Source organism: Brevundimonas sp. (assembly GCF_032017145.1).
Classification (GTDB): domain Bacteria; phylum Pseudomonadota; class Alphaproteobacteria; order Caulobacterales; family Caulobacteraceae; genus Brevundimonas.
The window spans coordinates 1-11,241 of record NZ_DALZQC010000105.1 but is presented as its reverse complement, the minus strand read 5'-3'; the positions used below and the strand labels follow the sequence as shown (position 1 = coordinate 11,241).

Here is an 11,241-nt window from a genome sequence, read left to right as displayed (position 1 = left end):
CTGCGCCGCCCCCGGCCGACGCCGCCGCCCGCTTCGCCTCGCCGTCGCGGATGGAGGGCGCCGCCATCCGCATTCCCGCCCCCTCCCCGCTGGCCAAGACCGAGGCGGGCGGCGCGTCGCTGGGCCGGTTCCGGCGCGGCGACCTGATCCACCGCCTCTTGGAACGCCTGCCCGACATCGCCCCCGCCGACCGCCCCGACGCCGCCGCCCGCCTGCTGTCGCGAGAGGTCGATCTGGACGCGGCCCAGCGCGCCGAGATGATCGCCGCCGCCTTCTCGGTGCTGGACGACGCCCGGTTCGCCCCCGTCTTCGGCCCCGGCTCCCGCGCCGAGGTCGCTCTGACCGGCCCATTGACTGATTCAGGGCCCGGCCTGCCCTCCAGCGTGTCGATCAACGGCCGCATCGACCGGCTGGTGGTCACGCCCGAACGGGTTCTGGTCGTGGATTACAAGACCAACCGCCCGGCGCCCGACACCATAGACGCTGTCGACCCGGCCTATGTGCTGCAGGCGGCCGTCTATGTCGCGGTGTTGAAACGCCTGTATCCCGACCGCCCGGTCGAGGCGGCTCTGGTCTGGACCGACGGCCCCAAGCTGATGCCCATCCCGCAGGCGATGCTGGAGGCAGCGCTCATTCCCTAACCCGTCATCCCCGGGCTCGACCCGAGGACCGGGCGCCGGTCGGGCTGTGCGTCGCCGTCTTCGCACGAGCGACGGACCATCCGATCCTCGGGTCGAGCCCGAGGATGACGGAGGGAGAGCGGCCGTGACGGCAGGAGTTGAATTGCCCGCGATTCGCTCCCACATCTGTGACCGAACCCGGACGCTTCCGGACAACCTCTATTCGCGCGCAACCCGCCAGGCCCTCAGCCCCAGCGACAGCGCCCCAAGGAGCCCTTCATGGCGACTGTGAAAGTCACCGACGAAAGCTTTGACGCCGACGTCCTGAAAGCCTCGACCCCCGTTCTGGTGGATTTCTGGGCCGAATGGTGCGGCCCCTGCAAGCAGATCGGCCCGGCGCTGGAGCAGATCGCCGACGAACTGGGCGGCCAGGTCACCGTCGCCAAGATCAACATCGACGACAGCCCCATGACCCCGTCCAAGCTGGGCGTGAAGGGCATCCCCACCCTGATGTTGTTCAAGGACGGCCAGATGACCTCGATGAAGGTCGGCGCCATGCCCAAGGGCAAGATCGTCGAATGGCTGGCCGAAGCCGGCGTCAAGACCGACGCCTGATCCTTCGCCCCGTAGAAGATCAAACGCCCGCCGGTTCCGACCGGCGGGCGTTTTCATGCTAGGGTGTCGCCATGAGCGACGAACACATCACCGATCCTGCGGCGACTGACGACATTCCGGGCGAAACCCCGGTCCAGAAGGCTCTGCGCCTGAAGACCGCCAAGCTGGACGCCCGTCCGAAACCGCTGCGCGGCGGCCGTTTCCAGCGTGAACAGAACGCCCGGATCGCCGCGGGCAAGTCCCGTCCGTGGATGAGCAAATAGATTAGGCTGAACCTCAGCCCAAGCTCAATCAACATCCATCTTCAAACCGTCATTCCGGGGCGTCCGTAGGACGAACCCGGAACCCAGGAGGTTCGCAATCTGGCGCCCAGTACGTCCAGCAACGGCGCCGCAGCCCTGGGTTCCGGGTTCTTCGCTTCGCTCAGCCCCGGAATGACGTTCGGGGATTTTGGTCGGATGAATGTCGATTGGCCTCAGCCTAGTGCGGCCAGGTTTCGCGGCTGGCGCCCAGCACTTCGCCGGCCAGATACAGCGACCCGCAGATGCCGACACGGCCGGCGCCCAGACGCAGCGCCAGCTTCAACGCCTCATCGACCGATCCGGCGGGCGTCGCGGCCAGGCCATGTCCGCGCGCCACGGCGGCCAGCGCCGCCGGGTCCGCCGCGGCGCCGTCAAAGCCGACGGTGAAGACTGTGGCGTGGCTGTCCTTCAGGGCGGCGAAGAAACCACCCGCATCCTTGTTGGCCAGCATGCCGCAGATCAGGGCCAGGGGGCGCGGCGCCCGCGCCTGACGCTCCGCCAGAAACATCGCCAACGCCCGCGCGGCATGGGGGTTGTGCCCCCCGTCCAGCCACAGTTCGGCGTCGGCCGCCCTGGCCGCCTCGCCATAGGGACCAACCGAAATCCGTTGCAGCCGCGCGGGCCAGCGCACGGCTTTCAGCCCCTCGGCGATGGCGGCTTCCGGCAAATCCAGCTCCAGCGCCGCCGCGATGGCCACGCCCGCATTGTCGATCTGGTGCGCGCCCGCCAGACCCGGCGCGGGCAGGTCCAGAAACCGTTCCTGATCCTGAAACGCCAGTCCGCCCCGCTCGGCCCAGGCGTCGAAGTCCACGCCCATGACGGTCAGGGGCGCATGAACCACCTGCGCCGCCCGTTCGATGGCGGCCATGGCGACCTCCTGCTGGCGGGCGATCACGCCCGGCGCGCCCGGCTTCAACACCCCGGCCTTCTCCGCCGCGATGCCCGCCAGGTCGGTTCCCAGGAACTCGGCATGGTCGTAATCGACCGGCGCGATCACGCTGAGCAGCGGGCGTTCGATCACATTGGTCGCATCCAGCACCCCGCCCAGCCCCACCTCGATGATGGCCAGGTCGGCGGGGGTTTCGGACATGGCGACGAAGGCGGCGGCGGTCGTGCTTTCGAACACGGTCGCCTCACCGGACACGGCCTCGATCCGATCGAGGATGGCGTTCAGTTGATCATCTTCGATCAGCGTCCCGGCCAGCCGGATACGCTCGTTGAACCGCACCAGATGGGGCGAGGTGTAGGCGTGAACCTTCAGCCCCGCCGCCTCGGCGATGGCGCGGATCATCGACACGGTCGAACCCTTGCCGTTGGTTCCCGCCACATGGATCACCGGCGGCAGACGCAGTTGCGGATCGCCCAGGGCCGCGCACAGGGCCTTCATCCGATCCAGCGACAGGTCGATCCGCTGCGGATGCCGCGCGCGCAGGCGTTCGGAGACGGGGTCCATCGGCCGGTCAGGCCGCCTGACGGGTTCCGCCCATCAACATCGACAGAATCTGACCCAGCACGCGCGGCAGTTCGGCGCGCGCCACCACCTGATCGACCATGCCCTTTTCCTGCAGATATTCGGCGCGCTGGAAGCCCGGCGGCAGTTTCTCGCGAATGGTGGCCTCGATCACGCGCGGACCGGCGAAGCCGATCAGGGCGCCCGGTTCCGCCAGATGCACATCGCCCAGCATGGCGTAGGAGGCCGTCACCCCGCCCGTCGTCGGGTCCGTCAGGACCACGGCATAGGGCAGTTTCGCCTGTTTCAGCTCTTCGATGGCCAGGGTGGTGCGCGCCATCTGCATCAACGACAGGGCGCCTTCCTGCATCCGCGCGCCGCCGGCTGCGGTGAAACAGACCAGCGGAACCTTGCGGGCCACGGCCTCGCGCGCCGCCTTGATGAAGGCCTCGCCCGCCGCCATGCCCAGCGACCCGCCCATGAAGGTGAAGTCCTGAACGATCACCACGGCCATCTGGCCTCCGACGGGGCCGACGCCGATGGCCATGGTGTCCTTGCGGCCCGCCGCCTTGCGCGCCGCGTTCAGCCGGTCCTTGTAGGACTTGCCGTCCGAGAATTTCAGCGGATCTTCCGGCACGTCGGGGGTGTCGACCGTCTCGAACACGCCGCCGTCGAAGGTGGCCTTCAGCCGCGTCGGCGCGTCGATCCGCATATGGCGGCCCGACGGCGTGACCCACAGGGCGGTCTCCAGGTCCGACCGATACAGCATCTCGCCACTGTCGGGATCCTTGACCCACAGATTGTCGGGGGTGTCGCGGCGCGAGACGATCTTGCGCACGCCGGGCGCAAACCGGCTGAGCCAGCCGCCGCGCTTTTCCTGAGGCTTGGTCTTGTCGTTCATCCGCGCGCTCTTAGACGGTTTCCGCCACGGAAGCACTAGCGGCGACGGATCGAACCGCGTCGCCCAACAGCTTCACCTTGGCCAGAACGCGCGGCGCGGCCGGTTCGTTCGCGGCGACGGCGGCGGCGACTTCCTCGACCAGGGCCGAGCCGACCACGACCGCATCGGCGACCCTGGCGATGGCGGCGGCCCGTTCCGGCGTCTTGATGCCGAAGCCCACCGCGACCGGCAGACCCGACGCTGCCCGTACCCGTGCAACGGCGGGCGCCACGACATCGGCGTCGGCCTCCTTGACCCCGGTCACGCCCGCGACGGCGACATAATAGACGAAGCCCGACGTGCCCTGGACCACGATCTTCAGCCGGTCGTCATCCGACGTCGGGGTGGCCAGGCGGATCAGCGAGATCGACACCTTGTCCAGCGCCTGAACCAGCGGCCCGGCCTCTTCCGGCGGGCAGTCCACCACGATCAGCCCGTCGATCCCGCAATCGGCCGCATAGGCGGCGAAGGCGTCATAGCCCAGGCTCTCGATCGGGTTCAGATAGCCCATCAGCACGATGGGCGTGGCGTCGTCGCCCTTGCGGAACTCGCGCGCCAGATCCATGGTCGAGCGCAGGCCGAACCCGGCCGCCAGCCCGCGGATCGCCGCCTTCTGGATCGGCGGTCCCTCGGCCATCGGATCGCTGAACGGAAAGCCCAGTTCGATGATGTCGGCGCCCGCTGCGGGCAGGCCCTTCAGGATCGCCAGCGCCTCCTCGCGCGACGGATCGCCCCCCATCACATAGGGGATGAAGGCCGCACGGCCCTCGGCCTTCAGCGCGGCGAAACGGGCGTCGATACGGGCGGTGGTCATTTCGACGGGGTTCCAGCGGCGGCGGGCGCGGCCGATTGCGCGGCGCAGACATCGCCGGGAATGGTGGCGAAGCCCAGATAGGCGGGCAGTTCGGCGACGGCGGTCTTCGTCGTGTCGTAGAAGGCGACCATCTGCATCCCGTCGCAGCCGCCGGCCTCGCGGCGCTTGATGAAGACCACGCGGTTCTCGTCCCCGCCCGCCGCCAGCCAGGTCTTGGACGCCAGGTCCGCGATATAGGCGTCGGCCAAGGCGCCGATCTGACCCAGCGGGGCCGTGACGCACCAGGCGCGGCCCGCCAGATTGTTCAGACCGCCGCAGTCGGCCGACAGTTCCGCGCCGGGCAGCAGGCCGACATCGGCCGGTCCGCCCTGCTGCGTCGATTGAGGCGCGGCCGGCGCCTGAGCCTGGCTCTGCGCCTGGACGGCGGGGGCGGACAGGGCGAGCGCGGCGCTCGCGGCCAGCAGAAGACGCATCACAATTCCACTCCCAGATGTTTGGCGACCTGGAAGATGTCCTTGTCGCCGCGTCCCGACATCAACAGGACGACATCGCCGCCCTTGCCGACTTCCTTTGCGATCTCGCCCGTCCGGGCCAGGGCGTGGGCCGGCTCCAGCGCCGGAATGATGCCTTCCAGTTTCGAGCACAGCTGGAAGGCCTCCAGCGCCTCATTGTCCGTCGCCGACCGATATTCGGCGCGGCCGATGTCGTGCAGCCAGGCGTGCTCCGGACCGATGCCCGGATAGTCCAGACCCGCCGAGATCGAATGGCCCTCGACGATGTTGCCGTCGTCGTCTTGAAGCAAGTACGTCCGGTTGCCGTGCAGCACGCCGGGTCGTCCGCCCTTCAGCGACGCCGCGTGATCGGGCGTATCCAGGCCATAGCCCGCCGCCTCGATCCCGATCAGCCGCACCCCCTCGTCCTCGATGAAGGGATGGAAGGCGCCGATGGCGTTCGATCCGCCGCCGATGCAGGCCACGACGGCCTCCGGCAGCTTGCCCATCTGGGCGCGGGACTGGGCCTTGATCTCCTTGCCGATCACCGACTGGAAATCGCGCACCATGGCCGGATAGGGATGCGGACCCGCCGCCGTGCCGATGATGTAATAGGTGTCGGCGACATTGGTGACCCAGTCGCGCATCGCCTCGTTCATCGCATCCTTCAGGGTCGCGGCCCCGGCGGTGACGGGGAAGACCTCGGTCCCCAGCAGGCGCATGCGGAAGACGTTCGGCTGCTGCCGCTCCACGTCCACCGCCCCCATATAGACGGTGCAGGGCAGGCCGAAGCGCGCAGCGACGGTGGCCGAGGCCACGCCGTGCTGGCCCGCGCCGGTCTCGGCGATGATGCGCGTCTTGCCCATGCGCCGCGCCAGCAGGATCTGGCCCATGCAGTTGTTGATCTTGTGCGCGCCCGTGTGGTTCAGGTCCTCGCGCTTCAGCCAGATATTGGCGCCGCCGAAATGCTCGGTCAGACGCTCGGCGAAATAGAGCGGGCTTTCACGGCCGACATAGTGGGTCAGGAAGCTGTCCAGCTCGGCCTGAAAGGTCGGGTCCGCCTTGGCCGCCGTATAGGCCGCATCCAGCTCGTGGATCAGCGGCATCAGGGTCTCGGCCACGAACCGACCGCCATAGGGGCCGAACCGCCCCTTGGCGTCAGGCCAGGCGTAGGCGTTCGCCAGCGGGGCGGAATCGGCTTTGAGAGGCGTCTGAGCGTTCACGGGTTCGACTTTCACGCGGGGAGGCGTCGTAATTACGACCGGCGCGCGTTTCGGATGAAGGCGGCGATCCGGCCCGCGTCCTTAACACCCGGCGCGCTTTCCACGCCAGAGGACACGTCCACCATCGGCGCCCCTGTGATCCGCAACGCCTCGGCCACATTGTCCGGGTTCAGACCACCCGCCAGGAACCAGGGATGCCGGAACGCCCGATCCGCCAGCAGGGTCCAGTCGAAGCTGCAACCCACACCGCCGGGCAGCGTCGAACCCTCCGGCGGCCTGGCGTCGAACATCAGGTGGTCGGCGTGATAATCCCATTCGTCGGCGGCGGCGAAGTCGTCCGCCTGCCGGATGGGCAGGGCCTTTATGACCCCCGCCGCGGTCAAGGCCCGCATCTGCTCGGCCCGCGCCGGCGTCTCGGAGCCATGCAGCTGAATGAAGTCAGGTCTCAGCGTCCGCGCGATCTCGTCCAGCAGGGCGTCGTCGGGATCGACCGTCACCGCCACGATCCCGGCCCGCCCGCGCGCCCGCTCGAACAACTCGGCCGCCGCCGCGGGCGCGATGTGGCGCGGGCTCTTGGGAAACACCACCGCCCCCACGAAGTCCGCCCCGCCGTCCAGCGCGGCGTCCAGGGTGTCCGGCGTGGTCAGGCCGCAGATCTTGATCTTCGCGGTCATGGCGCGGTCACCCTTACCGCGTCTCGGCGCGCGGCGTCTGCCAGATCATGGTCATAGGTAGCGAGGTCGCATTTCAGCCGCTGCACGATGGCCAGGTGCAGGGCGTCCGGCGTCCGCAATCGCGGATGCCGGTGCAGCAAGAAGCGACACGCCATCACGTCTTCCGGCTCGACCTCTTGGACCGCCGCCGCGCGATCCAACCAGATATTGAACCTGGTCTCGGCCAAGTCCCGTTCATCAGGATCAAGGCTTCGACGGCGGACGTGATGCGACATGGCCGACGACACCTCGGCGATCGCCCAGTCTGACACGATGACGCGATCGGCCGACGCCATCCAGGCGAGCACCGCCTCGCTCGTCTTCTCTTGCACGAACAAGGGAACGATGACGCTGGCGTCCAGATAGACGCTCACCGGCCGCGTTCTTCCTTCATTTCAGCCAGAGCCGCCGCCGTATTCACCGGTCCGCGACGCGGCTGCACGCGCACGGCCCTCAGCCATTCGATATCGCTCGGCCCATCGGGGCGGATGCGCCGCGCCACGATCTTCACCTCGACGTCAGGATCGGGACGGTCGATGACCACCGACTCGCCGCGTTCGGCGGCCTCGATGAGGCGGGCCAGGTCCGCCTGTGCTTCTGTCACCGAGTAATGGCTCATGCCGCCATCATATAGCGTTCGCGACCCGACCACAAAGCCCCGCTACCTTAGGCATGTAACGCCTCAAGATTTCGCGGCACGGTCATCGCCCGTCGGCTCCGCGAAGATCGACGCGACCTCTTCCGGCGTCAGCAGTCGCCATTCGCCGGACGCCAGGTCGGGCGGCAGGACCAGTCCGCCCATTCGCTCGCGATGCAGGGTTTCGACGTGATTGCCGACGGCGGCGAACATGCGCCGCACCTGGTGATAGCGCCCCTCCGTCACCGTCAGCAGGGCCTCGGTCGGCGTCGCGACCTCCAGCCGCGCCGGCGCCAACGGCTTGTCCTCGCCCTCCAGCACCAGTTCGCCGGCGGCGAACAGATCGCCCTCGGTTCCGGTCAGCGGCCGCGCCAGACCCGCCCGGTAAACCTTGGCCACATGGCGTTTGGGACTGATCACCCGGTGCAGCAGGTCGCCGTCGTCGGTCAGCAGCAGCAGGCCCGAGGTCTGTTTGTCCAGCCGCCCGATGGTCGATATGGCCGGATCGCGCCGACGCCAGCGGTCGGGCAGGATGTCATAGACCAGCGCCCCCTCCTCCTTGTGCGAACAGGTCATGCCCAGCGGCTTGTTCAGCATCAGGACGAGGCCCTGCACGGGGTCCAGCGGCTCGCCGTCGATCTCCATTCGGGTCGGAAGGTCGGGCGTCACCGGGATGCGCTTGGACACATCCGTCAGGTCCGCTCCGTCCAGCACGATCCCGCCCGCCTTGGCCATCCGCGCCATCTCGGCCCGCGAGCCATAGCCCATCGACCCCAGCAGACGGTCGATGCGGGAGGTGGGGGTCTTGGTCATGCGCTCATCCCCACACCCGTCATCCTAGGGCTTGTCCCTAGGATCCAGACTCCCGGTGGTCGACGGTCGGATTCTCTGCGGACACACCGGGCGTATGAATCCTCGCCACAAGGGCGAGGATGACGGCTTGGGGGTAAGCGGCTCACTTCACCGCCTCGAACAGCTTGTAGCCGCCCGCTTCCGCGACCAGCCGCACGCGCTTGAACGCCGCATTCAACTCCGCCTCATAGGGCAGGTGCCGGTTGGCCACGATCCAGGCGACGCCGCCCTTTTTCAGCAGCTCGGCGGCCTTGCGAACGAAGGCCTGGCCCAGCCGCCGGTCCTCGGCCCCGCCGTCGTGGAAGGGCGGATTGGAAACCACGAAGTCCTTGTCGCCCTTGGCCTCCAGGGTGCGGGCGTCCGACCACCAGACCTTGGCCCGTTTGTCGGTGATGTTCTCGCGCGCGGCGCGGATGGCGCGGCGGTCCAGATCGACCAGCTTCAGCTTGATCACGGCGGGCGAGCGCAACACGACCGTCGCCAGGGCCCCATAGCCGCAGCCCAGATCCACGCCCTCGCCCTTCATCGGCGGCAGATGCTGGGCCAGCAGGGCCGAACCCGGATCGATCCGGTCCCAGGCGAAGATTCCGGGCTGGGACCAAGCCTCCAGCCCCGGCACGATCTGCGGCCCGCCCGCAGCCACGGCCTCTTCGATCCCGTGAACCGTTTCGGGGCGGATGACGGTGCAGCGGCGGTGATGGGCCTTGGCCGTCTCGGCGACCTCCAGGCCGAACGCCTTCAACTCCTTGCCCAGGCGCGCCCCGCCCTTATCCTTGGGCGCCATGACATCCAGCCGCCCGCCGACCTTCAGCGCCTTCAGCGCCAGGGCCAGGACATAGCGCCGCTCCAGCACGCCGGGCGGGGCGTAGATCATCACCGTATCGGCCGAACCGGGCGTCTGAGCCTCCAGCGCGGCCGAATCCGGGATCAGGGGCGAGGTCTGGGTGGCGTCGCCTGGCGGGTCGAAGACGACCGGCGGCCGGCCATAGAGAAGCGTCGTCATGCCTCAAAACCCCATCTGCAGCAGCGCCAGCCCCACGACCCCGACCACGATCCGCCACCAGGCGAACACGCCGAAGCCGCGACGCGACACGAAGTCCAGCAGGAACCGCACCACCGCCAGGGCCGAAATGAAGGCCACCACGAAGCCCACGGCGATCAGGCCCACGTCGCTGAAATCCAGCGTCTTGTGGTTCTTCAGCAGGTCATAGGCGACCGCCGCCCCCATGGTCGGAAGCGCCAGAAAGAAGCTGAACTCGGCCGCCGAACGCTTGTCCGTCTTCAGCAGGAGGCCGCCTGCGATGGTGGCGCCGGATCGCGACACGCCGGGAATCATGGCCAGGCACTGGAACAGGCCGATCAGGAAATAGATCCGCATCGGATAGGTCTCGGCGTCCAGCCATTTCGGCTTCTTGTCCATCCGGTCCAGCGCCAGCAGGATCACGCCGCCGACGATCAGGGCGATGCAGATGACCTGGGGCGTTTCGAACAGCACCCCCTTGATGAAGTCATAGGCCAGGAAGCCGATCACCACGGCAGGCGCGAAGGCGACCAACAGGCCGATCAGGAACCGCCGCGCCTCGGGGTCGAACGGCCAGCGCGTCGCCAGCGTCCACAGCCGTTTGAAATAGACGCTGACGATGGCCAACAGGGCGCCCAGCTGGATCACGATCTCGAACGTCTTGCCCGCGCTCTGAAAGCCCATGAAATGGCCCAGCAGCAGCATATGGCCGGTCGAGGACACGGGAATGAACTCTGTCAGCCCCTCGACCAGACCCAGGATGATGGCCGCCAACCAGTCCGACATGGAAAACCCCGAAAACCAAAGCGCCCGGAACGCGCCGCGCCCGGATGTCTTCCCCTAGAGCATGATGGTTTCGGACGGAACGACCCGTTTGGGCCGGCGGTTGGCTTTCCGCCACGATTGCGCGAGAAGAAGCCGACAATGACGACGCCCGCCCCCGCCCCCCTCGAAGACGCCCATCTCGCCACGCGGCGCATCACTCGGCTGTCGGTCGGGGTCGCAGTGGTGTTGATCGCGCTGAAGGCGTTCGCCCTGGGGGCGTCCGGCTCGGTCTCCATCCTGGCCAGCCTGGCGGATTCGGCGCTGGACCTGGCGGCGTCCCTGACCACCTTCTTCGCCGTGCGCTGGGCCGCCGCCCCGCCGGACGAGGATCACCGCTACGGCCACGGCAAGGGCGAGGCGCTGGCCGCCCTGGTCCAGGCCGGGCTGGTGTTCGCCTCCGCCGTCTTCATCGGCTGGGAGGGACTGCAGCGCATCTTCGATCCCCGCCCGGTCACCGCCGGCGCCTGGGCCGTGGGGGTCATGGTCGCGGCCATGGCCATCACCGGCTGGCTGGTGTGGATGCAGACCCGGGCGCTGAAGAAGACCGGTTCTCTCGCCGTCGCCGGCGACCGCGCCCACTACGCCGCCGATCTGGCGGCCAACGCCGTGGTGCTGATCGGGGTGGCGTCGGGCGCCTTTCTGGGCGCGCCGGGGCTGGATGCGGCGGCCGGGGTGGTCGTCGCCGTCTGGCTGTTCTGGGGGGCGACCGGCATGTTGCGGGCCGCCGCCGACCACCTG

The 11,241-nt window shown here is 68.5% G+C and carries 15 protein-coding genes; 4 read left to right on the top strand and 11 right to left on the bottom strand.

Annotation, left to right across the window (positions count from 1 at the left end):
- From RTU05_RS14635 to RTU05_RS14625, 3 genes are all read left to right on the top strand, one after another.
- Positions 1 to 641 (top strand): PD-(D/E)XK nuclease family protein (locus tag RTU05_RS14635; RefSeq protein WP_312599085.1); only part of this gene is annotated, 641 nt, incomplete at its 5' end.
- Between the two features lie 258 nt (positions 642 to 899).
- Positions 900 to 1,235, top strand: coding sequence for a thioredoxin (gene trxA, locus RTU05_RS14630; protein ID WP_087121042.1), 336 nt, complete (start codon positions 900 to 902; stop codon positions 1,233 to 1,235).
- 71 nt (positions 1,236 to 1,306) lie between these two features.
- The gene (locus tag RTU05_RS14625; protein ID WP_312599084.1) at positions 1,307 to 1,498 is read left to right on the top strand and encodes a hypothetical protein; all 192 of its coding nucleotides are present in this window, start codon (positions 1,307 to 1,309) and stop codon (positions 1,496 to 1,498) included.
- 217 nt (positions 1,499 to 1,715) lie between these two features.
- On the opposite strand, the gene RTU05_RS14620 is transcribed toward RTU05_RS14625, so the two are convergent.
- The 11 genes from RTU05_RS14620 to RTU05_RS14570 form a co-directional block, all read right to left on the bottom strand.
- Positions 1,716 to 2,990, bottom strand: coding sequence for a folylpolyglutamate synthase/dihydrofolate synthase family protein (locus RTU05_RS14620; RefSeq protein WP_312599083.1), 1,275 nt, complete (start codon positions 2,988 to 2,990; stop codon positions 1,716 to 1,718).
- 7 nt (positions 2,991 to 2,997) lie between these two features.
- Positions 2,998 to 3,888 carry an acetyl-CoA carboxylase carboxyltransferase subunit beta gene (locus tag RTU05_RS14615; protein ID WP_312599082.1) on the bottom strand — a complete coding sequence of 297 codons (891 nt, stop codon included), beginning with the start codon at positions 3,886 to 3,888 and terminating at the stop codon, positions 2,998 to 3,000.
- A gap of 10 nt (positions 3,889 to 3,898) precedes the next feature.
- A complete protein-coding gene (gene trpA, locus RTU05_RS14610) occupies positions 3,899 to 4,741 on the bottom strand; it encodes a tryptophan synthase subunit alpha (RefSeq protein ID WP_312599081.1) in 843 nt (280 codons plus the stop codon).
- Positions 4,738 to 5,214, bottom strand: a complete 477-nt coding sequence (locus tag RTU05_RS14605) for a hypothetical protein (RefSeq protein WP_312599087.1) — start codon at positions 5,212 to 5,214, stop codon at positions 4,738 to 4,740. Before RTU05_RS14605 ends, trpA begins: the two co-directional genes overlap by 4 nt.
- The gene (gene trpB / locus RTU05_RS14600; RefSeq protein ID WP_312599086.1) at positions 5,214 to 6,416 is read right to left on the bottom strand and encodes a tryptophan synthase subunit beta; all 1,203 of its coding nucleotides are present in this window, start codon (positions 6,414 to 6,416) and stop codon (positions 5,214 to 5,216) included. Before trpB ends, RTU05_RS14605 begins: the two co-directional genes overlap by 1 nt.
- 71 nt (positions 6,417 to 6,487) lie before the next feature.
- Positions 6,488 to 7,129 carry a phosphoribosylanthranilate isomerase gene (locus tag RTU05_RS14595; RefSeq protein ID WP_312599080.1) on the bottom strand — a complete coding sequence of 214 codons (642 nt, stop codon included), beginning with the start codon at positions 7,127 to 7,129 and terminating at the stop codon, positions 6,488 to 6,490.
- On the bottom strand, positions 7,126 to 7,542 hold the full coding sequence (locus RTU05_RS14590; RefSeq protein WP_312599079.1) for a type II toxin-antitoxin system VapC family toxin: 417 nt from the start codon (positions 7,540 to 7,542) through the stop codon (positions 7,126 to 7,128). The genes RTU05_RS14595 and RTU05_RS14590 overlap by 4 nt, the downstream gene beginning before the upstream one ends.
- Positions 7,539 to 7,787: a hypothetical protein gene (locus RTU05_RS14585; RefSeq protein WP_312599078.1), complete on the bottom strand. Its 249-nt coding sequence runs from the start codon at positions 7,785 to 7,787 to the stop codon at positions 7,539 to 7,541. Before RTU05_RS14585 ends, RTU05_RS14590 begins: the two co-directional genes overlap by 4 nt.
- A 63-nt stretch (positions 7,788 to 7,850) precedes the next feature.
- Positions 7,851 to 8,618 carry a pseudouridine synthase gene (locus RTU05_RS14580; RefSeq protein ID WP_312599077.1) on the bottom strand — a complete coding sequence of 256 codons (768 nt, stop codon included), beginning with the start codon at positions 8,616 to 8,618 and terminating at the stop codon, positions 7,851 to 7,853.
- Positions 8,619 to 8,760: 142 nt separating this feature from the next.
- Entirely contained in the window at positions 8,761 to 9,660 is a 900-nt protein-coding gene (locus RTU05_RS14575) for a class I SAM-dependent methyltransferase (protein ID WP_312599076.1), read from the bottom strand.
- 3 nt (positions 9,661 to 9,663) lie between these two features.
- Positions 9,664 to 10,464, bottom strand: a complete 801-nt coding sequence (locus tag RTU05_RS14570; RefSeq protein WP_312599075.1) for an undecaprenyl-diphosphate phosphatase — start codon at positions 10,462 to 10,464, stop codon at positions 9,664 to 9,666.
- A 138-nt stretch (positions 10,465 to 10,602) separates the two neighbouring features.
- Here RTU05_RS14570 and RTU05_RS14565 point away from each other — a divergent pair.
- Positions 10,603 to 11,241, top strand: a 639-nt coding sequence (locus tag RTU05_RS14565; RefSeq protein WP_312599074.1) for a cation diffusion facilitator family transporter, incomplete at its 3' end; no start/stop codon positions are given.

Bases quoted from the DNA above. Each gene is read 5' to 3' on its own strand.
- RTU05_RS14605 (WP_312599087.1), bottom strand. From the start codon at position 5,214: ATGCGTCTTCTGCTGGCCGCGAGCGCCGCGCTCGCCCTGTCCGCCCCC.
- trpA (WP_312599081.1), bottom strand. From the start codon at position 4,741: ATGACCACCGCCCGTATCGACGCCCGTTTCGCCGCGCTGAAGGCCGAG.
- RTU05_RS14620 (WP_312599083.1), bottom strand. From the start codon at position 2,990: ATGGACCCCGTCTCCGAACGCCTGCGCGCGCGGCATCCGCAGCGGATC.
- RTU05_RS14595 (WP_312599080.1), bottom strand. From the start codon at position 7,129: ATGACCGCGAAGATCAAGATCTGCGGCCTGACCACGCCGGACACCCTG.
- RTU05_RS14585 (WP_312599078.1), bottom strand. From the start codon at position 7,787: ATGAGCCATTACTCGGTGACAGAAGCACAGGCGGACCTGGCCCGCCTC.
- RTU05_RS14575 (WP_312599076.1), bottom strand. From the start codon at position 9,660: ATGACGACGCTTCTCTATGGCCGGCCGCCGGTCGTCTTCGACCCGCCA.
- RTU05_RS14580 (WP_312599077.1), bottom strand. From the start codon at position 8,618: ATGACCAAGACCCCCACCTCCCGCATCGACCGTCTGCTGGGGTCGATG.
- RTU05_RS14570 (WP_312599075.1), bottom strand. From the start codon at position 10,464: ATGTCGGACTGGTTGGCGGCCATCATCCTGGGTCTGGTCGAGGGGCTG.
- trxA (WP_087121042.1), top strand. From the start codon at position 900: ATGGCGACTGTGAAAGTCACCGACGAAAGCTTTGACGCCGACGTCCTG.
- RTU05_RS14625 (WP_312599084.1), top strand. From the start codon at position 1,307: ATGAGCGACGAACACATCACCGATCCTGCGGCGACTGACGACATTCCG.
- RTU05_RS14615 (WP_312599082.1), bottom strand. From the start codon at position 3,888: ATGAACGACAAGACCAAGCCTCAGGAAAAGCGCGGCGGCTGGCTCAGC.